21 protein-coding genes are annotated in these 24,807 nt (G+C 45.3%); 19 read left to right on the top strand and 2 right to left on the bottom strand.

All coding sequences use genetic code 11. From position 1 onward, the window contains the following. The first annotated feature begins 114 nt into the window (after positions 1-114). The 15 genes from V7Q33_RS09000 to ligD all read left to right on the top strand — a co-directional run bounded on the left by V7Q33_RS09000 (position 115) and on the right by ligD (position 18,485). Positions 115-483 (top strand): hypothetical protein, encoded by a 369-nt coding sequence (locus V7Q33_RS09000; protein WP_333819629.1) that lies wholly within the window; start codon positions 115-117, stop codon positions 481-483. A 144-nt stretch (positions 484-627) separates the two neighbouring features. Next, a complete protein-coding gene (locus V7Q33_RS08995) occupies positions 628-1,170 on the top strand; it encodes a YceI family protein (RefSeq protein ID WP_331983127.1) in 543 nt (180 codons plus the stop codon). 9 nt (positions 1,171-1,179) lie between these two features. Then, positions 1,180-2,073: a DUF5777 family beta-barrel protein gene (locus V7Q33_RS08990; RefSeq protein WP_333819628.1), complete on the top strand. Its 894-nt coding sequence runs from the start codon at positions 1,180-1,182 to the stop codon at positions 2,071-2,073. A gap of 350 nt (positions 2,074-2,423) precedes the next feature. Then, a complete protein-coding gene (locus V7Q33_RS08985; protein WP_333819627.1) occupies positions 2,424-3,860 on the top strand; it encodes a sodium:solute symporter family protein in 1,437 nt (478 codons plus the stop codon). After that, positions 3,857-4,276: an OsmC family protein gene (locus V7Q33_RS08980; RefSeq protein WP_331983121.1), complete on the top strand. Its 420-nt coding sequence runs from the start codon at positions 3,857-3,859 to the stop codon at positions 4,274-4,276. Before V7Q33_RS08985 ends, V7Q33_RS08980 begins: the two co-directional genes overlap by 4 nt. Positions 4,277-4,337: 61 nt before the next feature. After that, on the top strand, positions 4,338-5,516 hold the full coding sequence (locus V7Q33_RS08975) for a trans-sulfuration enzyme family protein (protein WP_333819626.1): 1,179 nt from the start codon (positions 4,338-4,340) through the stop codon (positions 5,514-5,516). Positions 5,517-5,536: 20 nt separating this feature from the next. After that, positions 5,537-6,193 carry a ribulose-phosphate 3-epimerase gene (gene rpe / locus V7Q33_RS08970; protein WP_331983117.1) on the top strand — a complete coding sequence of 219 codons (657 nt, stop codon included), beginning with the start codon at positions 5,537-5,539 and terminating at the stop codon, positions 6,191-6,193. Between the two features lie 100 nt (positions 6,194-6,293). Beyond that, on the top strand, positions 6,294-6,866 hold the full coding sequence (locus V7Q33_RS08965; RefSeq protein WP_331983115.1) for a penicillin-binding protein activator LpoB: 573 nt from the start codon (positions 6,294-6,296) through the stop codon (positions 6,864-6,866). A gap of 27 nt (positions 6,867-6,893) precedes the next feature. Then, entirely contained in the window at positions 6,894-8,345 is a 1,452-nt protein-coding gene (locus tag V7Q33_RS08960; protein WP_333819624.1) for a COG3014 family protein, read from the top strand. 252 nt (positions 8,346-8,597) lie between these two features. After that, positions 8,598-9,629, top strand: coding sequence for a hypothetical protein (locus tag V7Q33_RS08955; protein ID WP_333819623.1), 1,032 nt, complete (start codon positions 8,598-8,600; stop codon positions 9,627-9,629). 252 nt (positions 9,630-9,881) lie between these two features. Further along, entirely contained in the window at positions 9,882-12,509 is a 2,628-nt protein-coding gene (gene gyrA, locus V7Q33_RS08950; RefSeq protein ID WP_333819622.1) for a DNA gyrase subunit A, read from the top strand. 21 nt (positions 12,510-12,530) lie between these two features. Next, positions 12,531-13,724, top strand: a complete 1,194-nt coding sequence (locus tag V7Q33_RS08945; RefSeq protein WP_331983018.1) for a tetratricopeptide repeat protein — start codon at positions 12,531-12,533, stop codon at positions 13,722-13,724. Positions 13,725-13,870: 146 nt separating this feature from the next. Further along, entirely contained in the window at positions 13,871-15,406 is a 1,536-nt protein-coding gene (locus V7Q33_RS08940; protein ID WP_333819621.1) for an MFS transporter, read from the top strand. A gap of 20 nt (positions 15,407-15,426) precedes the next feature. After that, the gene (locus V7Q33_RS08935; RefSeq protein ID WP_333819620.1) at positions 15,427-16,161 is read left to right on the top strand and encodes a DUF4184 family protein; all 735 of its coding nucleotides are present in this window, start codon (positions 15,427-15,429) and stop codon (positions 16,159-16,161) included. Then, positions 16,161-18,485, top strand: coding sequence for a non-homologous end-joining DNA ligase (gene ligD / locus V7Q33_RS08930; RefSeq protein WP_333819618.1), 2,325 nt, complete (start codon positions 16,161-16,163; stop codon positions 18,483-18,485). The genes V7Q33_RS08935 and ligD overlap by 1 nt, the downstream gene beginning before the upstream one ends. A 4-nt stretch (positions 18,486-18,489) precedes the next feature. Here the strand turns inward: ligD and V7Q33_RS08925 are convergent, their stop codons facing one another. Next, positions 18,490-19,746 carry a tetratricopeptide repeat protein gene (locus tag V7Q33_RS08925; RefSeq protein WP_331977986.1) on the bottom strand — a complete coding sequence of 419 codons (1,257 nt, stop codon included), beginning with the start codon at positions 19,744-19,746 and terminating at the stop codon, positions 18,490-18,492. A 21-nt stretch (positions 19,747-19,767) separates the two neighbouring features. On the opposite strand from V7Q33_RS08925, the gene V7Q33_RS08920 reads away from it, so the two are divergent. Both V7Q33_RS08920 and V7Q33_RS08915 read left to right on the top strand, forming a co-directional pair. Beyond that, positions 19,768-20,439, top strand: a complete 672-nt coding sequence (locus V7Q33_RS08920) for a TetR family transcriptional regulator C-terminal domain-containing protein (protein ID WP_331977988.1) — start codon at positions 19,768-19,770, stop codon at positions 20,437-20,439. A 65-nt stretch (positions 20,440-20,504) separates the two neighbouring features. Next, a complete protein-coding gene (locus V7Q33_RS08915) occupies positions 20,505-21,797 on the top strand; it encodes an ABC1 kinase family protein (RefSeq protein ID WP_331977990.1) in 1,293 nt (430 codons plus the stop codon). Positions 21,798-21,869: 72 nt separating this feature from the next. On the opposite strand, the gene V7Q33_RS08910 is transcribed toward V7Q33_RS08915, so the two are convergent. Beyond that, positions 21,870-22,742 (bottom strand): alpha/beta fold hydrolase, encoded by an 873-nt coding sequence (locus tag V7Q33_RS08910; RefSeq protein WP_331977992.1) that lies wholly within the window; start codon positions 22,740-22,742, stop codon positions 21,870-21,872. A 225-nt stretch (positions 22,743-22,967) separates the two neighbouring features. Here V7Q33_RS08910 and V7Q33_RS08905 point away from each other — a divergent pair, with 225 nt between their 5' ends. Further along, positions 22,968-23,996 (top strand): sensor histidine kinase, encoded by a 1,029-nt coding sequence (locus tag V7Q33_RS08905; RefSeq protein WP_331977994.1) that lies wholly within the window; start codon positions 22,968-22,970, stop codon positions 23,994-23,996. After that, positions 23,993-24,709, top strand: coding sequence for a LytR/AlgR family response regulator transcription factor (locus tag V7Q33_RS08900; protein WP_331977996.1), 717 nt, complete (start codon positions 23,993-23,995; stop codon positions 24,707-24,709). Before V7Q33_RS08905 ends, V7Q33_RS08900 begins: the two co-directional genes overlap by 4 nt. Positions 24,710-24,807: the final 98 nt, after the last annotated feature.

Raw genomic sequence — 24,807 nt, 5'->3', positions numbered from 1 at the left:
ATGCCGGGTAGTTTATTCCATACTTTTTTTTACAACGCAAAACAAAATGCAAAACATCGCACATTGGAGTTTATAGTCGTACTTGCAATTGAAAATTTTTCTTATCTTTTTATTATGAAGAAAAGTATACTAAAAACATGCATACTCCTTATCTTTTTGCTGTATATAACAGAAGCATGTGTAGACCATAATATTGGTTCATCTTTTATTGTGTCGTGTGACAATTCTGCCACGATAAGTTACTCTGCCAATGTAGTTCCCATTATTCAAACTAAGTGCGCCATAGAAGGATGTCATGTAAGTGGTACGGGCCTGCCCGACTGGACCGTGCTCAGTAATTTACAGGAAAAGAAGAGTGAAGTGCAACGCAGAATCACCCTGCCATTAACCGATCCGGATAAGATGCCACGTGTAGGAAGCATAACGCAGGAAGAGCGCCAAACAATTTACTGCTGGATACAACAGGGTGCGCTTGATAACTAACCTAAGTTTCGTGTTCGTACGCATGGAGATACTCACCCGGTTTGCACAGCTGTATTTTGTGCGGTCAAATAAAGAGCAGCAGATAGATAAGCATGGTCGATTTTATTTACAAACCTCAATATTTTTTTTGTTGATTTGCTGATTATGAGGCTTACATATATACTGTCATTAGCTTTAATCGTTTTGTCGCATGCCGGCCGTAGCCAACAACGGTACTTTATTGAGAAGGGAAATGTCTCTTTCTTTTCTGATGGTGTAATTGAAGATATAGCAGCAGCTAACAATAAAGTTACCAGCATCTTTGACGCCAAGAAAGGGGATGTTGCCTATCTGATGAACATCAAGGATTTTCAATTCGAAAAGCGACTGATGCAGGTACACTTCAATGAAAAATATATGGAATCGGAGAAATTTCCGAAGTCATCTTTTCAGGGAAAGATCGAAGGTTTTAATCCTGAGGCATCAGGAGTACAGCAGGTAAAGGCTATAGGGAAATTAACCATTCACGGTGTTACGCGCGATGTAACTTTTCCGGGTACAGCAGAAGTCAAAGACAACATCCTGGTGCTGAAATCGAAATTTACTGTAAAGCTACTCGACTATAATATCAAAGTACCGCAGATTGTGTGGCAGAACATTGCCCAACAGGTGGAAGTAACCGTAGATTTTAATTACAGACCCCTTTAAGTAAACCCTATGCAGAAATTATTTTTACTCTTCTTTCTTCTTCCTTTTATTTCCATGGCGCAGGATGATCTGCTGAAGGAACTGGAAAAGGATAGTCCGCAAACCGATTATACCATCGCTACCTTTAAAGGCACACGCCTGGTAAATGGCCATAGTATAGAAACCAAAAATGCAGGTACACTCGAATTTATATTCGCGCACCGCTTCGGTAAAATTAATGATGGTTTATATGAGATGTACGGCTTGGATCAGGCTTATGTGCGTCTTGGGTTAGATTATGGTATCACCGATAATCTCTCTGTGAGTATTGGTCGTAACTCGGCCGACAAGATTATGGATGGTTATGTAAAGTATAAATTGCTACGGCAGCGTACAGGCAGCAACCCGTTTCCGTTTACCATGACCTTACTGGGAGGAACGGCCTATAGTATATCTCCAAAAAAAGGCAGCGAGCCGGAAGGCTTTAAAACAGTAGATCGCCTTGCCTATACAGCACAGGCGCTTATTGCCCGCAAGATCACCTCAAACCTTTCACTGCAATTAATGCCAACGTTTATTCACAAAAATGCGGTTGATCAAACCAAAGAAAAGAACAACCAGGTTGCTATCGGTGTTGGCGGAAGATTGAAACTTACCCGAAGCGTAGCCCTTACAACCGAGTATTATTACCGCCTCGATCCACCTGATAACAGTGTATTTGAAGCCGGCAGCAAACGCTATAACTCCCTCGGCTTTGGTGTAGATATCGAAACCGGAGGCCACGTGTTTCAATTAGTAGTTACCAATACCTCAAGCCTCACCGAACGAACCTTCATTACCGAAACAAAAGGCGATTTCTTTAATGGAGATATACACCTGGGCTTTAACGTAACCAGAACGTTTCAGTTAAAAAAGAAAAAATAGCAGGATATATTTCGTCATTCGTTGATCGGTGTTCCTTGATCGATATTTTTGAAATAGCTGTGAGCTGCTAGCTGTCGCCTGCTGGATGAGTGTGATTGGGAAGTGGGTGTTTGACCTCGTCATTCGTTGATCCATGTTCCTTATATTCTTGAAATAGCTGCGGGCTATTCGCACTAGCCATTGGGATGAATGAGAGTTGATAGGCGTATAACTCTCTTTGTGTAACTCTGCGTCTTCCTTGTGTTCCTTCGTGCCACTGGATTTAAATAGCTACGAGCTGCTAGTATATCTTCCGGACTTTTTCGGTCTTCGGACTTCCAGACTCATTCTACATTTATCTATGTAATTCTGTGAGGTCTGTAAGAAACAATTTACCTTTATGTTCCAAGTGTAAAGAATTGCTACTCCTTTCGATCATTGCTTATCTCGCCGTTACTGTCGCCATTGGTTTTTGGGCGTCACGAAAGGTCAAAAACTCCGGAGACTTTATGCTGGCCGGCAGAAGCCTACCCATTGTGTTAAGCTCCGCTGCATTGTTCGCTACCTGGTTCGGCTCAGAAACCGTATTTGGTGCATCTTCTCAATTTCTTCAAGGTGGTTTATTTGCCGTAATCGAAGATCCATTTGGCGCAGCGCTATGCCTTATCCTGTTTGGATTATTCTACGCACGCAAATTATATAACATGAATCTCCTCACGCTGGGAGATTACTTCAAAGTACGTTACGGCAGAACTACAGAACTCACGGCCAGTTTTTTCCTGGCCGTTCCCTATCTCGGCTATATTGCGGCACAACTCGTTGCCATGGGATTGATCCTGAACGTTGTTACTGGTATACCTACGTGGCAAGGCGTGGTGTTGAGCTCTGTGATTGTAACCGTCTATACCTATGCCGGGGGTATGTGGGCTATATCGGTAACCGACTTCATTCAAAGTATTATCATTATTGCCGGCATGTTTGTGCTGGCGTTTGTACTCGCTGAAAAAGCGGGTGGTGTGTCCGTTGTGCTAAGCGAATTTCCGGAAAAGGACAGACAGTTTTTTCCTCCTGCCGATTTCAAAGAGATTGTTGCCTATATCGCTGCCTGGTCGGTACTTGGATTAGGGTCATTACCATCACAGGATGTATTTCAGCGCGCCATGTCGTCCGGCTCAGTTAAAACCGCTATATGGTCATGTTACTACGCTGCTATACTATATCTCACTATCGCCATGCTGCCGTTGTTCATTAGCCTTTGCACAAAGCATTTATACCCGGACCAAATCAACGGCGATACACAGCTTATCCTGCCGAACATGGTGCTTCAGCACACTACGCTGCCCATCCAGATACTTTTTTTCGGATCATTGTTGTCCGCTATCATGAGTACTACGAGCTCTGCAATTCTGGCACCGGCCGTTATCTTTTCCGAGAACCTGGTAAAGCCATTGATCAAACATCGCTATAGCGACAAACAATTTCTGGTGCTTACCAAAATATCGGTGTTGCTTTTTGCGCTCGTGGCAACCGTGATGGCATGTTTACGTTCGAACATCTACGAACTGGTAGGAGAGTCATCCATCCTGAGTCTCGTGTCGTTGTTTGTTCCGCTCACGCTGGGTTTGTACTGGAAACGATCCAACAGCAACGGAGCTTTACTATCGATGGTGCTCGGTATGATAACTTGGATTATCTTTGAAGCCTTTGAAACGACATGGCCAAGCCTTGTTCCGGCAACACTTGTTAGCCTGATCGGAATGGTGATCGGAAGCCTTGTATGGCCAGTGAAGGGAGAAGAATACGTATGATAAAAATTGAATTACGCCGCTTGAATGATGCCTTCCACATGGAAGCCCGTAACGAAGCCGGGAACACGGTACAAATGGATTCATCGCCTGAGGCGGGTGGGTCAAACCTGGGCATGCGCCCGATGCAGATGCTGCTGGCCGCAATGGGTGGTTGCAGCTCCATTGATGTGGTGAGCATTCTGAAAAAGCAGCGCCAGGATCTGAAAGATATACAGATCACCATAACCGGCGAACGTGAGAAAGATGCAACACCATCACTCTATACCGAAGTGCATGCACACTTCAAGCTCTTTGGAGATATAGACCAGGATAAAGCTGAGAAAGCCGTGAGCCTCTCGGTAGAGAAATACTGCTCTGTTGCCAAAACACTGGAGAAGACGGCTAAGATCACATACAGTCTGGAAGTGATTCGATAGTTCATAATCTTCTCATAACATTCTTTTATAATTACGATTCCCTACGAGTATATTTTGATTCATGGAAGAAAAAAGAAATTTTGAGACGGAAGCTATACGCGCACAACATCCGCGCACACCGTTTCGTGAACACTCTGTGCCGCTGTACCTCACATCAAGCTTTGTATTTGATGATGCCGAACAGGCACGCGCTATGTTTGCCGATGAGATTCCTGGTAATATTTATAGCCGGTATTCAAATCCCAATACCAATGAGTTTATCGATAAGCTGTGCCGATTGGAGGGAACAGAAGATGGTATTGCCACGGCTTCCGGCATGGCCGCGATGTATAGCAGCATGGCGGCGTTGTTGCGTTCCGGCGATCATGTACTGGCCTGTCGTTCAGTATTCGGATCAACGCACCAGATATTGAATATCATCTTCCCGAAGTTTGGCATTTCGCATAGCTATGCCGATGTAAATGAACCGGAAACCTGGGAAGCGAAGATCCAGCCGAATACGCGGATGATCTTCGTAGAGACTCCGTCAAACCCGGCACTCGACCTTATTGATCTGGAATGGCTTGGAAAGCTTGCCGCCAAACACAAGCTTATTCTCAACGTAGACAACTGTTTTGCTACGCCCTATATTCAGCAGCCTGCCAAATGGGGCGCACATATCATTACCCACTCAGCTACTAAATTTATGGATGGCCAGGGCCGCGTGATCGGTGGTGCTATACTAGGCACAAAAGAACTGATCAAAGAGATTCGGTTCTTTACGCGGCATACCGGTCCGGCGATGTCTCCATTCAATGCGTGGACGTTGTCGAAGAGTCTGGAAACACTTGCTATACGGATGGAACGTCATTGCCAGAATGCGTTGACGATCGCTACACACCTGGAGAAAAATCCGGATGTTGTACTTGTAAAGTATCCTTTCCTGCCATCGCACCCGCAGCATGCACTGGCAAAAAAACAAATGAAGCTCGGTGGAGGATTAGTGACCTTCGAAGTAAAGGGCGGTGTTGAGCAGGGACGTAAATTCCTGAATGCACTGAAGCTGATATCGCACACGCCGAATCTGGGTGATACACGCACAATATGCATTCACCCGGCATCCACTACACATTCCAAACTTACCGATGCAGAACGGGCAGCTGTGGGTATAACACCGGGGCTTATACGCATTGCGGTAGGGCTCGAAGATGTTTCAGATATTATCAACGATATCGATCAGGCTATCATCGCTTCCCGTTAACCACATATAGTATATTTATCATGACCCGACCCCTTGTTGCTCCTTCCATACTGGCATCAGACTTCGCGAACCTGCAGCGTGAGATTACCATGCTCAATGAAAGTGAAGCCGACCTGATACACGTTGATATCATGGACGGAGTCTTCGTTCCCAATATATCAATGGGCTTGCCTGTGGTGGAGGCAGTAAAGCGTCATGCCCGCAAACCATTGGATGTTCACCTGATGATTATGCAGCCGGAGCGATACGTGGAGGCTTTCCAAAAAGCAGGAGCGGAGATCATCTCGGTTCACGTGGAAGCATGCCCGCACCTTCATCGCAATATTCAGCAGATCAAAGCGCTGGGTTGCAAGGCAGGTGTTGCTATTAACCCGCACACTTCCATTGTTGTGTTGGAAAACATCATTGCCGATATTGACATGGTTTGTATGATGTCGGTAAATCCGGGTTTTGGTGCGCAAAAGTTTATCGAGCATACCTATACGAAAGTAGCCGCCCTTAAGCGTATGATTCTGGAAGCAAATTCTTCTGCGCTGATTGAGATTGATGGTGGTGTAAACCAGCAGAATGCCAAGGCCTTACTCGATGCCGGTGCCGATGTGCTGGTGGCTGGTAACTTTGTTTTCTCTGCTGCTGATCCTAAAGAAGTGATCAGGAACCTGAAAGCCGTCCGTTGATCACCGCCTGCAACAACTGCTCCCTGTACCCGTAACATGGCAATACCTTTCTGCGTATCTTCGGCAGGATTTTTGAAGTTTGCCTCTGAAATTTACCGCTATGTCTAAATTCTTGCCTGTATTCTTCCTGGTAATTTTTGCATCCTGCTCCCGTACGGTTACTCGCGTAGAACCTACTACTGCTATAGATCTTAGCGGGCGATGGAACGATACCGATTCACGAATGGTAGCTGACAAAATGATTTATGATCTTTTCGATTCACAAACATTTAAAGATTACGCCAGGCAATTAGGGCGTAAGCCGGTTATTGTAATGGGCCCTATCCGTAATAAAACTTCCGAGCATATTGATGCCGATAATTATGTAAAGAAGTTTGAAATGGTAATCCATAACTCGGCGATTGCCGAGATTGTGGAGTCAGGCGACTTTCGGGATAAACTTAGAACGGAACGCACCGAGCAGCAGGATTTTGCCTCTTCGGCAACGGCCAAACAATTTGGAAAAGAAATTGGTGCAGACCTGATGCTGTTTGGTGAGATGACTTCTGAAACCGACACCAACAACCGAAAGCGTGTTGTGAACTATATTACTACATTATTCCTGACCGACATTGAGACGAGCAAGCGCATCTGGTATGGTCAGGATGAGATCAAAAAACTCGTGAAGAACTGATCTGATTTTGTCGCCTTCCCAGCAACCATGAGCGATAGCAAAGCACAGCATGTTGACCGGCAGAAGTATAGAAATACTTTTGTGCGAGGCGCATGGTTGTTCAGCACCATACTGATGGTGTCGGCCTGTGCCAGCTACTACCAGAAGAATTTCAATTTCAATAACGAGTTTGAACGGGGCGATCTGCAACAGGCACTCACTACACTGGAGAAGAACAGCAAGCAGGAGCAAGGCCGCGCCCGTTTTCTGTACATGGTAAACAACGGACTGTTGTTATCAATACTCGGTCGTTACGAACAAAGTAATGAGTATTTCGAGAAAGCTTTTTTGTTTGGTGAAGATTATCACATCAACTATTTAAACGAAGCCGCTTCCTATTTCACCAATCCTACCATCACTACCTACCACGGTGAAGATCATGAACATTTGATGGTACTATATTTCAAAGCCATTAATTACCTGAAGATGAACCAGCACGAAGAAGCACTGGTGGAATGTCGCAGGTTAAGCATACGACTCAACCAGTTGAGTGATAAATATTCCGCTGAGGAGAAGTATCAGCGCGATGCATTTATCAACACGCTGATGGGCATCGTATATCAATCGGATAACGATTATAACAATGCATTTATAGCCTACCGTAATGCCGTAGAAATATACGAGAACGATTATGCAAAAATGTTTGGTATGCAGGTACCACAGCAGCTCAAGTACGATCTGATCAACACAGCTTACTGGACGGGCTTTCAAGACGAAGCCGAGCAATACAAAGAGAAGTTTGGTCTACAGGATTATACGCCCGTGAAGCCTGATGCAGAGCTGGTGTTCTTCTGGCATAACGGACTGGGACCGGTAAAGAATGAGTGGAGCGTTAATTTTGTGATCGACCCTGTTGGTAACAATGGTGTGGTGTTTACCAACCCTGAGCTTGGCCTTGCATTTCCGTTTCAACTCGAAGAAGACGATCATAAGAAACAATCCGACCTCAAAAAACTGCAGGTGTTTCGGGTCGCCTTTCCCAGGTATGTAGAGCGGTCGGTATATTATAACACAGGCACCGTGCAGCTCGACAGCAACACCTATACATTAGAACTTGCGGAAGATATTAACAAGGTTGCTTTTTATAGCCTGAAGAAACGGATGATGCAGGAGTTTAGCAAAGGATTGCTCCGTGCCGCGATGAAGAAAGTAACAGAGCAAAGCGTACGGAAAGAAGATGAAGGTTTAGGTGCTGTGCTCGGCCTGGTAAATGCGATGACCGAGAAAGCTGATACACGCAACTGGCAAACATTGCCACATAGCATTTATTATACCCGCGTGCCCCTGAAAGAGGGAGCAAACACCGTGACACTCACGCTGAAAGCAGACGAGCAGCATTCCACCTCGCATAATTTTACCTATAAGGTGCAGAAAGGACAAACACTTTTTCATACCTTTTCATCGTTGGAAAGTACGAACGCGCCTTATCGATATTATTGAATGCTATGCCGCAGTATATTGTATACAAGCTCCAGGTGAATACTCCTTTACATGCAGGAAATATAGTTAACAACAAGAGGTGGTCGTCAGTAAACCTTTCAGACGGCAACTGGTTCCACCAAATAAGCCAGTTAGCTAGCGGATGGATATCCGGGTATAGGATGATTGCTGAAATTAGCTTACCTTTAATCCTCAAAAGCCAGAGGATGAACGGCTTACATTTTTTAACTTTAGGAGCTTAACCCCATTTTTTTGAAGCGTTACGCTGCAACCGCCCTGCTTATCGCCGTTCTTATACCGGCAACACAAGTGCTCGCTCAATACGAGAATGAGAAAGATGCCTCTATACCACTGGAAAACTTTTACATCAAGCGCCAGGGCACCGGTGCTCTTCGAAAGATATTAAGCAAGGTCACGTTTGGTCTTAGCACAGGCTATGGCAGCATGCCATTTAAACATAAGCTCGATGGGTTTGGCATATTGCAGAATCCCGACTCCACGCCCAAGTTGTTCAGACCCGCCAGTGTATCGTCCGGATATTCCAATTGGGTTAACCGTGTGCAGTCATCGGGTAATACCGTGCAGCCGGGAGCATTTCTGGTGAACTCTGATACCGCCAAGATCGGCTTCAAGAGTAAATCCTTTAACATTCCACTCCGTGCCACGCTTCATGTAGAGTTTAACCGATATAGAATTGGGGGAGGATATTCGTTCGAATATACCCATGTAGGTGATTTCCGGGCCACCCGGTATAGCGATAGGATCAGTAACTTTTCTCCGGAAGTTTCAAGCTTCTTCCTGAAGAAGTACTTCCTCATGTTTGGAGCTTCGGTTTACCGTTACAATGAATATTTGCTTGTGGTAGATGCCAACCTCGGTGGTTATAAACTCGGCAAGAAGTTCGACAACAGCGTCATTCAGAAGGGTATATTTTTCAACCTCGGGGTTGCTGTCGAGCGCGAGATGTCAGAGTACTTTAAACTCTTTGTAAGACCTTCGTATGAGTTCAAGGGATACAAGGTTAACATGCCTGAAGGCGGCCCCAGCATCACGCATAAGCTCAATGCATTTTACATCAACGTAGGGGCTACCTATCGCATACCCGAGCTTCGCCGGTGTTTCCTTAAAACCTGTCATGCACAGATGAACCATGCCCATGGTAATCGTGAGTACAGAAGTCGCGTGCATCCCATCTACAAAAAACAGAACCCTCACTATGGTGAGAATTATCCCAACCTCATCAAGTACAAAGGCAAGAACAAGAAGAAGCTCAATCCGTATTAATAATTTAAATTTCCGGTGACAACTAACAGAACGGCATTCAGTTATGCGCTTCATGCTGTTATAGTATTTTGATTGCTGCAACGGCCTTGAAATACCGGGTTAGATCGACCTAAAATTCATTCCTCCAAAGGCTGAAACACTCGTGTAAAAAAGTGAATATTAACGCGTTGATTTGAGTCGCGGAGTGGTAACTTTTGCTATCTTGCGAGGCTTTAAAAAACGCTTAATTAAGCCCAAAACAAACGATTTTAGATGGCAGAAGAAACTGGTGGTCTGACCCCTGGAAGGCAGAGTATAATCCCGATCAATATTGAAGATGAAATGCGTGGTGCGTACATCGATTATTCGATGTCGGTAATCATTTCACGCGCGCTTCCGGATGTTCGCGATGGATTGAAGCCCGTACACCGCAGAGTGTTGTTCGGGATGTTGGAATTGGGTGTTAACTACAATAAGCCCTATAAGAAATCAGCAAGGATCGTAGGGGAAGTGTTGGGTAAATATCACCCGCACGGAGATGCCTCTGTATACGATACCATGGTGCGCATGGCCCAGGACTGGTCGCTGCGCTATACACTCGTAGATGGCCAGGGAAACTTTGGTTCTATTGATGGAGACTCTCCGGCAGCGATGCGTTATACCGAAGCACGTCTTCGCAGAATTGCGGAAGAGATGCTGGCCGATATCAACAAAGATACGGTTGACTTCCAACCGAACTTTGACGATTCGTTAACCGAGCCTTCCGTATTGCCAGCCAAGATACCGAACCTGCTGGTGAATGGTTCTTCCGGTATTGCCGTGGGTATGGCAACCAACATGGCACCGCACAACCTGCGCGAAGTGATTGACGGTACCATCGCCTATATCGACAACAACGAGATTACGATACCGGAGCTGATGAAGTTCGTCACTGCGCCCGACTTCCCAACCGGTGCGTTGATCTATGGGTACTCCGGTGTTCAGGAAGCTTTCCTTACCGGTCGCGGCAGAGTGATCATGCGTGCGAAGGCCGAGATCGTAACTTCATCTACGGGTAAAGATCAGATCATCGTTACGGAGATCCCGTACATGGTGAACAAGGCGCAGATGATCGAGAAAACTGCTGCGCTGGTAAACGAGAAGAAGATCGAAGGTATATCCGATATCCGCGATGAGTCCGATCGCGAAGGATATCGCATTGTATACGATCTGAAGAAAGATGCAATCGCCAACATTGTACTCAACAACCTGTATAAATATACCCAGCTTCAGTCATCATTCGGTGTGAACAACGTGGCGCTAGTAAAAGGCCGCCCGATGACGCTGAACCTGAAAGATATGATCAAGTACTTCGTAGAGCACCGTCACGATGTGATTGTGCGCAGAACGAAGTTTGAGTTGGCAGAAGCAGAGCGCAGGGCACACATCCTGGAAGGATACCTGATTGCTCTCGATCACCTCGATGAAGTGATCAGCCTCATCCGTAATTCAAAAGATCCGGAAACTGCGAAAGATGGATTGATGACACGCTTTGGTTTGTCAGAGATACAGGCGAAAGCAATTCTCGATATGCGTTTGCAAAGACTTACAGGTCTGGAGCGCGACAAGATTCAGCAAGAGTATAAAGAAGTAAAAGAGCTCATCGATCGTCTGAAAGATATATTGTCGAACGAATCGCTGCGCATGCAGATCATCAAGAACGAGCTTGCCGATATCAGAGATCGTTACGGTGACGAACGCCGCACCACGGTGATCCACAGCGATGAGGATATCACACTCGAAGATATGATTCCGAACGAAGAGATGGTCATTACCATTTCCAATCAGGGATACATCAAACGTACATCACTCTCCGAATACAGAACGCAGGGCAGAGGTGGCGTTGGTTCGAAAGGTGTGAGCACGAAAGATGACGATTTTACCGAACACCTGTTCATTGCACAGGCGCATAACTACTTGTTGATCTTTACCGATCAGGGTAAAGTATACTGGAAGAAGGCATACGAAATTCCGGAAGGTAACAAAACTTCGAAGGGAAGAGCCGTGCAGAACCTGATCAACATTGAACCCGGCGATGCTGTTCGTGCCATCATCAACGTGAAGAACCTTACAGACGAGCAGTATATCAACAACAACTATGTAATCTTGTGTACGGTAAAAGGTACCATCAAGAAAACATCGCTGGAGGCATACTCACGTCCGCGTCAGGGAGGTATAAATGCGATCACCATTCACGAAGGTGACAAGCTGTTGAATGCTTCGCTTACCAATGGAAACAACCACATCATCATTGCCAAGAGTGAAGGTAAAGCCGTGCACTTCCATGAATCAGACGTAAGGCCTATGGGTCGCATGGCGGCCGGTGTACGTGGCGTTACACTTGACTCTGAAACCGATACGGTGATTGGTATGGTCTGCATTACGCGTGCGGATGCCAACTTGCTGGTGGTATCAGAAAATGGTTATGGCAAGCGATCTCTCACTGATGACTATCGCATTACAAAGCGCGGTGGCATGGGTGTGAAGACGCTCAACATCACAGACAAAACTGGCAAACTTGTTGCCATCAAGGAAGTTGTTGATGAAGACGAGTTGATGATTATTAATCGTTCAGGTATAACAATTCGCATTAAAGTAAGCGAATTGCGTGTAATGGGCCGCGCTACACAAGGTGTGCGACTGATCAAACTGAATGATGACGACCGCATATCCTCTGTGGAGAAGATTCAGCAGATTGTGGAAGTAAAGAACGAGGGAAGTGATGGATTGGATTCAACAACGCGGCCAATCGTGCATACCGAAAGTAGTATCTCTGAACAGGATATAGATGATACTCCGGACAATGATACCGATGAGCCGGAAAATGATGACACGAACAACCACGATACAGAACAACAATAACCCACAATTAACTAACGAACAATGAAAAAGATAGCAGTTCTATTACTTCTGATCATACCAGGAATGGTGTTGGCGCAGAAAGAAGCAAAGCCGAATATCAACAAAGCGCTTACAGCTTTGAAGAATGGAAAGCTTGACGAAGCTAAATCCACCATTGATGCGGCTACTACTTACGAAAAAACAATGAACGATAGCAAAACCTGGTTCTATCGCGGCATTATCTATGGAGCGTTGGATACAACAACATCCTATAACTCAACAGAAGATCTGTCTAAAGTGGCGGGAGAGTCATTGAAGAAAGCGGAAGAACTGAGTGGAGGCAAAACCAGTGCACTCTTCGTGCAGGATAAAAATGGTCTTCCTTTAGGCTACGACCAGGTAATCCAGAATATAGGTAATGCATACCTGGTAAAAGGTGACAAGGCTTTCAGTTCCGAAGATTTCAAAGGTGCATTAAAGCAATTCGAGAAAGGTATAGCATTCAAAGCTAACAAGCCTGATACTACATTCTATGAGTATGCCGGATATGCTGCTTACAATTCAGAAGAAAGACAAAAAGCTATGGACTTCCTGACGAAGTATGCTGACCTGGGTGGAAAAAGAACACAAGCGTTGACAATGCCTGCATTGCTGGCGTATGAAGATCAGAACTTTGAAGCGGCTCTTGCCAGCGCACAAAAAATTCTGAAAATACTCCCTAACCACAAAGATATGAAAGTGGTAGAGCTGAATTCATTGATCCAGTTGAAGCGCTACGATGAGGCTGCTAAAAATCTTGAAGTAGCTGTAAAACAGAACCCTAACGATGCACAAAGCCTATATCTGTTAGGAGTATTAAATACTGAATTGAAGAAAATGGAAGATGCCAAGGCGAACTTCGAAGCCGCGTTGAAAATTCAACCCGATTACTTCGATGCACAGTTTAACCTGGCGAACTATTATCTGATTGAAATTGACAAAACTACTCAGGATATCAACGCACTCGGTATATCTTCTGCCAATGCCAAGAAAAAGCAGGAACTTGTACAGAAGCGCGTGAAGCAAAGCGAAGCGGCTATTCCTTACCTGGAGAAAGCTGAAAAAATGAAAGCTCCTTCACAGGATGCCGAGATCGAATTACTCCACAAGCTTAGCCTGTTATACTACTATATAGCGGACGATAAGAACAACGATCGTGTAAGCAAGAAGCTGAAAGCCCTTGGTGTAGAAGACTAGGAAAAACACGAAGAAGATTTTGATAAAGGGGCGAAAGCCCCTTTTCTTTTTTGCTAATGGCCACAGGTTGCAGGTATATATTTTCTACTTTCAACTTTCTACTTATATTTCTAGGAAAGTAAAACCAAAACCAACCAACCGATACCATGTCAGAAACCGCTATTACGAAAGAGCAAAGGAGAACGCTCTGGTTTGTTATTTCGGCCTCCTCTGTAGGCACCCTTATCGAATGGTACGACTTCTATATATTCGGAAGTCTCGCCACCATTTTATCAGAACAATTTTTCCCCAAGACTAATCCAACCGCAGCCTTCCTTTCAACGCTGGCCACTTTTGCTGCCGGATTTATTGTACGTCCTTTCGGTGCTATAGTCTTCGGACGACTTGGCGATCTGGTAGGAAGAAAATATACCTTTCTCGTTACGCTCATTTTAATGGGGGGTTCTACGTTTGCCATCGGACTTGTGCCGGGCTATGAAACGATTGGTGTACTGGCACCCATTATTGTTCTTTTGCTCCGCCTGCTGCAAGGTCTTGCCCTGGGCGGCGAGTACGGAGGTGCTGCTACTTATGTAGCCGAGCATGCTCCGGCTTCTCAGCGAGGATATTATACCAGCTTTATTCAGACAACGGCTACGCTCGGGCTCTTCGTTTCCATCGGTGTTATACTCGCAGTACGCGGTTCAATGGAAATAACAGAGTTCAATGACTGGGGCTGGCGTATACCCTTTATTCTCTCCGCTATACTGGTGGGCGTTTCCATCTTCATCCGTATGCGCATGAATGAATCTCCGTTGTTTGCCAGGCTCAAGGCCGAAGGAAAGGTATCGAAGAACCCCATCAAGGAAAGTTTCGGCAACAAGGAAAATCTCAAGCTCGTATTGATTGCACTGTTTGGTGCAGCGGCAGGGCAGGGTGTAGTATGGTATACCGGTCAGTTCTATGCCATGACTTTTCTTGAAAAGACCTGTAACATTGAGTTTGTACAAACGCGGAATATCATCGCCATTGCGCTGGTAATTGGCACACCGTTATTTATATACTTCGGTTGGCTGTCTGATAGAATCGGGCGCAAGTTCATCATGATGAGTGGTATGCTGCTGGCGGTTATTCTTTATCGCCCTATCTACCACCAGCTATACCAGCTCACCGATGTTCGCAGCAAAAAGGAATTTACCAACGAGAAGAATATTACAAGCACAAGCCAGATCAACTCAAAAGGAGATTCTCTTTCCATTAAAAAAACTATTCATGTTTTTGAAGACGGAACCCAGCTGGTGGAATCGGCTACTACCGTTAAAAAGAAAACAGGAAAAGCAGAGACGGAAACCAGGCGCGAAGTTATACTGGCCAGCAAGCCGTTCTATATCGTGATCGCCCTGGTGTTTGTACAGCTTGTACTGGTTACCATGGTATACGGACCTATTGCTGCATTTCTGGTAGAGCTTTTCCCGACACGCATCCGCTATACTTCCATGTCGTTGCCCTATCACATTGGCAATGGAATTTTCGGCGGTCTTACACCACTGCTGGCAACGAGTTTGTTTGAACTCAGTAAATCAGAAACTAATCCCGCAGGCGATCCGTTGGCAGGATTATGGTATCCAATCGTGGTTGCCGCGATTACATTTGTGGTAGGGATGATCTTTTTAAAGAACAAACCCAAGGCTGCTATCGAATAACCAAATCAGCGTAGAAATATATGCCCTTTACACCAGCGCATACGGCTATTGTACTTCCTTTTTTACGAACAAGGAAACTATCGGCCACTGCGCTGGTGGTGGGGAGCATTGCGCCTGACTTTGAATATTTCTTCAAGCTTAGTGTGGAGAGCGACCACAGCCATACGCTCTGGGGATTGTTATACTTTGACCTTCCTGTAGTGTTTTTCCTGTCGTTATCGTTCCATCTCCTGGTAAAGCAGAATCTTATTTACAACCTGCCGGTATATTTGCAGCAGCGTTTTCAGGATACGCTGAACTTCGATCTGGTAGCGTACCTGCGATCAAACTATATCTTGTTTATACTGTCGGCGTTGTTAGGCTCGGCTTCTCATATCTTTTGGGATTCCTTTACACATGCCAGTGGTTTTTTTGCCCGGGAACTTCCATTCTATCATCACATTTCTATACCGTTCGATGGTGTACGCTATCCGTTGTTTTATGCTTTGCAACACATCAGCACGGCAATTGGTCTTATGCTGGTAGTGGCCTATATATTCTTTAGAAAGCCGCAGCCGATAACCATGTATGCACGGCCTTCGGTGCTATACTGGTTGATGCTGGCAGCGATAACAGTGGCGGTAGTATTGATCAGGTTTGCCGTCCATTCGTCCGACTACAATATAGGAAATGTGGTGGTAAGCAGTATAAGTGGTGTATGTGTGGCGCTCATCGTTAACGGAATGCTCAAATTCAGGAGTATAACCACCGCCTGATGGCCAAGAAAAATACACAATGGGCACAAGTAGGAAAACGAAAGGTTGAGCTTTCAAACCTCGAGAAAGTATTGTTTCCGGAAGACGAAATTCTGAAAGCAGAAGTCATTCAGTACTACCTCACCATTGCACCTACCATTCTCCACCACATTAAAGGAAGAGCGCTCACGTTGATCCGCTTTCCGGATGGTATACACGGTGAGAGCTTCTATCAAAAGAACAGGCCCGAGTGGGCGCCTGACTGGCTGGAGTTTGTAACGCTCGGCAAAGAGAAGAAAGATTATATCATTGCTACCGAACCGGCATCGCTGGTATGGCTGGCCAACCTTGCATCCCTGGAGCTTCATCAACTGCATGGAAGGAAACCTACATTCGATTTTCCCGATTACATGGTGTTTGATCTTGATCCTCCGGAAGGATATGTTTTTCGGAATCTTGTGCCAATCGCATTTGAGTTGAAGGAACTGATCGAAGCGCACGGTTACACTCCGTTTGTAAAGACCACCGGCGGAAAGGGTCTGCACATCTGCTGTCCGATAGAAGCGAAGTGGGATTTTCATACTGTATTTGAAGCAGCGCAAGATATAGCAAAGCCTTTTGTAGAAGATCGCCCGGATCGGGTAACACTGCAGATCAAAAAAGAAGCACGCAAGGGCCGTGTGCTCGTAGATATATTTCGCATCCGCTCCGGGCAAAGTATAGTGTCGCCTTATAGCTTGCGCGGCAGGGTAGGTGCGCCGGTGTCCATGCCCCTTACGTGGGATGACTTGCGCGAACTCACCGATCCGCGGATATATACTATCAAGACAGTACTCGATAAATTATCGCAGGATGGCGATGTGTGGGAAGGCTTTGACGCTTATGCTGTTGAGCTGCACACACATCGGAAAAAGACACCGGCGAAGAACAAGAAACTTCCACCTTCGGCGAAACATAAATCACCCGAGCAACTGGAAGCCTATGCGAAAAAGCGTGACTTCGAAAAAACTCCGGAGCCGGCAGCAGCCAAAGTGGAAACTACCGGCAACAGTTTTGTAGTGCATCGCCACCACGCATCGCGATTGCATTACGACCTTCGTCTTGAACAGGATGGTGTATTAAAGTCATGGGCCGTGCCGAAGGGCCTTCCGCCATACCCCGGAGTAAAGCGACTGGCAGTACAAACCGAAGATCACCCCATGGAGTACCTTACCTTCGATGGAAAAATTCCGAAGGGTCAATACGGTGCCGGTGAAATGTGGATCTATGCTTTAGGTAAATATCAGATCACCAAAGAAAAGAAAGACGGTTTCTATTTTAGATTGAGCAGCAAGGAAGTGAGCGGCGAATACCGCATACACAAAATGAAAGAGAAGGAATGGCTGCTGGAACGCGTGGATGAACCACAGGTAAATTACCTGCGCCAGACCATTGAGCCCATGTTATCAGAATCGGCTGATAAACCGCCTGCGCGTGATACACATCTTTTTGAAATGAAATGGGATGGTATACGCGCTATGATTGTGCTCGAAGATGGGCAGGTAACGTTGCGTACACGCAATCATATTGATGTAACACTTCAGTTTCCTGAATTGCTGGACGGAAGCAAAGCCTTTCGCGCCACTAACGGATTGTTTGATGGCGAAATTGTATGCCTCGATGGCGATGGCAAGCCCGTATTCAAACGCGTCATCAATCGCATGTCGAGCACTGGTGAAACCAACATTCAAAAACTCGCCAAATCCAACCCGGTATACTGCTATATATTTGATTGCCTGTACCTGGATGGCCGCGTATTGATCAACGAGCCGCTGTTGAAAAGAAAAGAGTGGTTGAAAGATGCTGTGCGGCCCGACACACCGTATCGTGTAAGCGAATATGTGGAAGATGGACAGGCGCTTTTCGAAGCAGCCAAACTTCATTCACTCGAAGGCATCATGGCGAAAGAGAAGACGAGTAAATATTTACCTGCCCGCCGAAGCGATTGCTGGCTCAAGATCAAGATACGGCAAACTGCAGAAGTAGTCATCATTGGATACACACAAGGCAAAGGGGAGAGACAAACGCTGTTTGGTGCCTTGCAAATGGCCGAGCGTGTAGGCAACGAGTTGCAATATCGCGGCAAAGTCGGCACCGGCTTTGACGATGCCCTGATGAAAGAGATATTTCAGTCGTTAAAAAAAGTAGAGGTAGTAAAAAAGACTACCGCCATTGGCGAGTTTGTCGATGCCAATAAAACCACGTGGCTTGTGCCTGTAATGATGGCGGAAATCAGCTACGCCAAATTTACACCTGACCGGATGTTTCGCGAACCGGTATTTGTTCGGTTAAGACCTGATCTGTAATTACTTATTTTGCAGTGCATATCTTGCCTTTAAGTTTGGCATCAGCTTTCATGCCCAGCGATTCCGCTTTCTTCAGGTCTTCGCAAGCTTCCGGCAGTTTGTCCAGTTTGTACTTTGCTATGGCGCGATTGTAATAAGCAGGAGCAGAGTCAGGTATATAAATGAGTGCTGCAGTATAATCTTCTACAGCATCTTTATATCGTTCCATCTTCAGCAGAATGTTGGCACGATTGATCCATGCCTTTACAAAGCTTTCTTTTATTTCGATGGCCTTGGTATAATCCGAGAAAGCACCGCTATAGTCCTTCATGCGTTCCTTTACAACGCCACGGCCCAGCCATATCTCCGGATCTTTCGGTTCAATTTCAAGTGCTTTATTATAATCATCGAGTGCACCTTTCAGGTAGCCACCTTCCATACGCTGAAGCGCGCGTTCCAGGTAAGGCGCCAGCATGCTGGAATCACTGTCAATTGCCTGCTCCAACGGATCCGCTGATGCTTTTTTATCGCCCTGTTGTCGCTTGAACACGGCAATGTTGTGTAACGCAACCGTATGTTGTGGATTGATCGCTAATGCTTTTTGAAAATCCGCCATCGCGGCCGTTGTATCTTTCATGCTTTGCTTCGAAAGACCGCGGTTTACATAGTAGTCAGCTTCTTTAGGCACCAGTTGTATGGCAGAGTCGAGCCACGCTACCGACTTGGAAAAATTATTCCGTTTCTGATCGATCACGCCCAGGTAATTATAGATTAACGGGCGAATGGAACTTTGGGCCGTCATCACCTGATTGTTGCCGGTGGCAGTAGGTTTCGTATTGAAAAATATAGTCTGCGTTGCTCCGCCAGGAGCATTCAGGTATTGTGTAAAATCTTCATACGCCTGGTCGTACTTCTTTAATTGATATCGCACCAGTCCCCGACTGAAAAGAGCTTCCGGGCTTTTCGGATTCTGCTCCAGGTAAATACTATAGTCGGTCAGGGCACCTTCCAGGTCTTTCAGCTGCTCGCGGGTAGAAGCGCGAAGAAAATAGGCATCGCTAAATCCCGGATCTTGTTTCAAACATTCATTCAGCAACGCCAGCGCTTGTGTATAGTTGCCTTTGTCGTGTGCCTCTTGTCCTTGTTCGAAAAGGTCTTCCGTGCGAATTTTTTTCTGGGCAAACAGAGTGGTGGCGAATGTCAGCAGATAAAAAAACAGAAACGCTCTCATCATCACGAAATATAACGAAAGAATCATCGCTTTCTTGCAAACCCTTTGCATCTAAAACCTGTTTAAAGGAGCATGGAAACCACTAAGAAAAGCACTCGAAAATCCGAGAGCAAGGCTTCGGATGAAAAAATAAAATCGGCATACATCAACTACCTGCTCACGGAAGGAAAACAGCCGGCCTCGGTGTTCAAGTTCTGCCTCGACAATGGCATGAAGGAAGATGATTTCTATGTACACTTCGGATCGTTTGAAACACTGGAACGAACGATCTGGAAAGGCTTCATCGACACTACAATCAGCAGACTAGAAGCCGATGCTTCCTTCAACGAGTTTTCAAGCCGCGAAAAAGTGCTGGCCTTTTACTTTACCTTGCTGGAAGAGCTGCGCGCTAATCGCAGCTATGTGCTGCTGCAATTGGGCAACGTTAAACGAATGGAAATTACACCCGGCTATCTGAAAGGCTTTAAAGAATCGTTTGAGAAGTTTTTTGAAAATATACTCAACCAGGGAAAAAGCAAAGGCGAAGTAGCCACGCGGCCTTACCTCGATAAACGTTATCCGCAATTATTCTGGCTGCACCTCGGTTTTATACTCATCTTCTGGAAAGAAGACGACAGCGCAGGATTCGAAAAAACAGATGCTGCCATTGAGAAATCGGTAAACCTCGCATTTGATCTGATCGGCAAAGGCGCTGTAGATGCAGCGATTGACTTTGGAAAATTCCTCTATCAGAATAAGCGATAATATACACGACACCCTTCACACACTAAACATAACGATCTCTACATACTTAAATTTATATAGTGCCCATGAAAGAGTTTGAGCGGATACCGGTGACCAAAGTGCAGCGAGCCACAAAATTTATAACCACGGGCGCGAAGATCGGGACGAACTATTTAAAACATTACGGTAAAAAGCTCATCAACCCCGATGTGAGCAAAGAACAGTTGCATGAAGACAATGCTACGGATATATATAATTCTTTAAGTGAACTAAAAGGCGGTGCGCTGAAGGTAGCGCAGATGTTGAGCATGGATAAAAACCTGTTGCCCACCGCCTATCAACAAAAGTTCGCGATGGCGCAATACAGTGCTCCGCCACTATCGTATCCGTTGGTGGTAAAGACTTTTCAAAATCATTTTGGAAAAGGACCGGAGCAGATCTTCGAAACCTTTACCAGAAAAGCAGTCAATGCAGCGTCCATGGGGCAGGTGCACCAGGCTACACTCCAGGGAAAGAAGCTGGCAGTAAAGATACAGTATCCTGGTGTTGGCGACAGTATAAAATCAGATCTGGCCATGGTGAAGCCAATCGCACTCAGCATGTTCAATCTCAACCCGGTGGAGTATGATGAGTTTATCAAAGAAGTAGAAGTGCGCATGCTGGAGGAAACAGATTATAGCCTGGAACTGAAGCGCTCCATCGATCTCTCCCAGCGAAGTCGCGAAGTAAAGAATATAGTTTTCCCGCATTATTACCCCGAGTATTCGTGTGCCAAGATATTAACGATGGATTGGCTGGAAGGTAAAATGCTGGGCGAGATTGTAGCCAAAGATTTACCGGCCGGAGCTGCAAACAAGATCGGTCAGGCCATGTGGGATTTCTATCACTTCCAGATGCACCAGCTTAAAGCTGTACATGCCGATCCGCACCCTGGCAATTTTATTATCACAGACGACTATAAGCTCGGTATCATCGACTTCGGTTGTGTAAAAGTAATTCCGGAGAATTTCCATAATATATACTTCCGGTTACTCGATGCCGATATACTTACCGACAAGAAAAAGCGCGACTACGTTTTTGAACAGTTACATTTTATATACCCGTCAGACACTGAAAAAGAAAAAGAGTTTTTCATGGGCATTTTCACAAAGCTCGTAGAGTTGCTGAGCAGGCCGTTCCGCACCGAGTCGTTTGACTTTTCAAACGATGGTTACTTTCAGGAATTATTTTCTTTCGGTGAAAGCTTGGCGAATATGAAAGAATTGCGTGAATCCAAGAAGGCCAGGGGAGTAGGCGAAGCGATCTATATCAATCGCACGTACTTCGGGCTTTATACTATTCTGCACGATCTGGGGGCAACTGTAAAAACCGGTTACTAAGAACGAAGCTATATATAACAGGAAAGGGACCCGAACAAGGTCCCTTTCTTTTTAGATATATATATTGAGAGGTTATTTCAGAAAGGCATCAGCTTTCGCGAAGAACCAGTTCGGGTCGTCATAGAATATAAAGTGCTTCGCGGTGTCACTGATCTCGACAGATGCCTGCTTTACATTGCTTACCTGTGCACTATATCCGGCCAGTGCTGCATCGTGTGTAACACCGTAATTCTTATAGGCAATCCATGCGCCCATCAGCAATACGGGGCAGTCGATTGAAGCTACCGCAGCGCGAAGATCAGTAGACATCATTTCGTACATTACCTGCGCCTGTGTTTTTACATCAGCCTTCTTTACAATTTCCATTACTTCATCAACATGCTGCGGGCTGGTAATCATGGTGCCGAGATACATTTTGGTATTTGCTTCAAACTGTTCATGCGTTTGTGAACTCATGTTCTTATACATATTATCTGCTACGGGTTTGGCGGTTTCTACGGTGGCACCGGGCATTTGCAAGGCAGGCATAAATGGCACACCATCAATAGCAATAACTTTTTCAAACAGGCCAGGAGCCGATGCGGCCGCCCAAAACGAAATAAAGCCACCCATGCTGTGTCCTACAATTACCGGCTTCTTCAGCTTTTTGTTTTTAGCATACGCGATGATATCGTCTTTTACTGCCGAGAGAAAATTTTCCTGGAGGGCAGGAGCGTTGCCACCAAAGCCGGAGAGCGTTACAATGTGGCATTCATACTTATCCTGGTAGTGGACAACGGTTTCTTTCCATACATCACCGCTGCAGGTAAGACCGTGGATCAGGATCATGGGCTTGCCCTTACCTTTTACCTCCACGGTAAAATGTTGTTGTGCTTTAGAAATCAGCGTTCCAAGGAATAATGCGATGAACAATCCGATGATGGGAAGAGAGAAGATGCGTTTCATAATTGGTTTTGTTTGTGTTTGATGATTCAAAACAACGCATTGCGATCGGTCTGCTAAATTTTTATTGACTAACTGTATTTTTCGATTGACGATCCCGTTCCATACCGCAGTCTGCTTTAGTATGAATGGTTATCTGGAGGGTAAAACCAATTGGTCAAAGCTTTTCTGCGGTTGGTCAATGAATTTACCCGAACTCCGTTTCTTCTTCCGTATTTTAGACCGAATATGAAAAACAGATCAACTTTCTGGCAGGCATTCTTCCGGTACAAAATACATCATATACTGTTTTGGCTGGTATACTTTGTTTTCTGGGTATCCTTTTACCAAACCATGTATACCTTCTGGCGAGTGGTGATTAATACCATCTTGTATGCCATCTTTAATATGATTGCTTTTTATACCGTTGTGTATTACTTGTTTCCCGTTTATCTGAACAGAAGGAGGTATGGATTGTTTCTGCTTTTTGCTTTTGCAACCATCGTGGCATGTTCAGCTATGCTGGCTGCGGGGCTGCTTATCAATATGAATGTTGCAGGTGCCAAGATTAACTATAGCTTCGGGCAAACGTTTATAGTAACATTCATGTCAACATCAGCGATGACCGGTATATTGGCATCCGCCAAGCTGATCAAAGGTAAAATTCAGTCAGACCGCACCAACCAGCAATTGGAGCAACAACGCCTCGAAACAGAATTGCAATACCTGAAGGCACAGGTAAATCCGCATTTCCTGTTCAACGCCATCAACAGTGTTTATTTCCTGATTCGAAAAGATCCGGAGAAAGCATCTGAAACATTGATCAAACTAAGCGACTTGCTGCGCTTTCAGTTATATGATTGTTCTGACGAAAAGATACCGTTCGAAAAGGAGCTTGAGTATCTGCAAAACTATATGGCATTGGAGAAACTGCGGAAGGGTGAGCGTGTTAAAGTAGAATTCGCTACGGAAGGCAACCTGAGCGGATTTCAGATTGCGCCTTTCATGCTGATTCCTTTTCTGGAGAACGCCTTCAAGTATGTTTCAAACTATGCGGATTATCCGAACACCATTCGCGTAGAGTTTTTACGCTCGAATGAAAAATTCACGGCTCGGTTTTTCAACACACACGAAAGTCTTCCACCCGGGGCGGTGGGGGGAATAGGTCTTAAGAATGTAAAACGAAGACTGGAATTGCTATACCCTGATCAATATGAACTTACGATAGAAGAGAAGCCTGATACCTATTTTGTTACCTTGTCATTGAAAATAGCATGAGCCGAAAAATACAAACCATTGTTGTAGAAGACGAACCGCTGGCGCGCGAAGGACTTCTCAGTTACATAAAAGATATAGATTTTCTGGAAGTAAAAGCAGCATGCGAAAATGCGCTCGAAGCCAACAAAGCCTTGTCTGGTGGAAATATTGATTTGATGTTCCTCGATATACAAATGCCAAAAATAACCGGCATCGATTTTCTAAAATCGCTGAAGGAGCCACCCATGGTGATCATGACCACGGCCTATCCAAATTTTGCCTTACAGGGTTATGAACTGGATGTGCTGGATTACCTGGTTAAACCTTTTCCGTTTGACCGTTTTCTAAAAGCCGTAAATAAAGCGCGCGATTTTTTTGAATTGAAATCAGCGCCACGAAATCGCGAAGAAAGTCAGTCTAAAGAAGATTACTTCTTCGTGAAGTGCGACTACCGTTATGAAAAGATACACTTCGATGATGTGCAATATGTAGAAGGAATGGAGAATTATGTGGTAATTCACACACCTGCTAAACAATTCATGACCTTGTTGCGCATGAAGAATGTAGAAGAGATTTTGCCGGCCACGTCATTCGTGCGCATACACAAATCCTATATCGCTTCTATCAAAGCCATTTCATCCATTGACGGAAATGAAGTAGTGATCGGCAACAAAAAACTGCCGCTCAGCCGCGAAAAGAAAACCGAGATACTGGATCGCCTGCTGAAGAACTAAACAGGCATGCAAATTTAGACAATTACAATAGCCTCGTATTTATTAAAATTTATTTTGATAATACATTTCATTATCAGTACTTTAGTGGTGTTCATTTC

The sequence above is a fragment of the Ohtaekwangia sp. genome (genome assembly GCF_036786105.1).
Lineage (GTDB): Bacteria > Bacteroidota > Bacteroidia > Cytophagales > Cyclobacteriaceae > Ohtaekwangia.
This window is presented reverse-complemented; position numbering and strand designations above follow the sequence as displayed.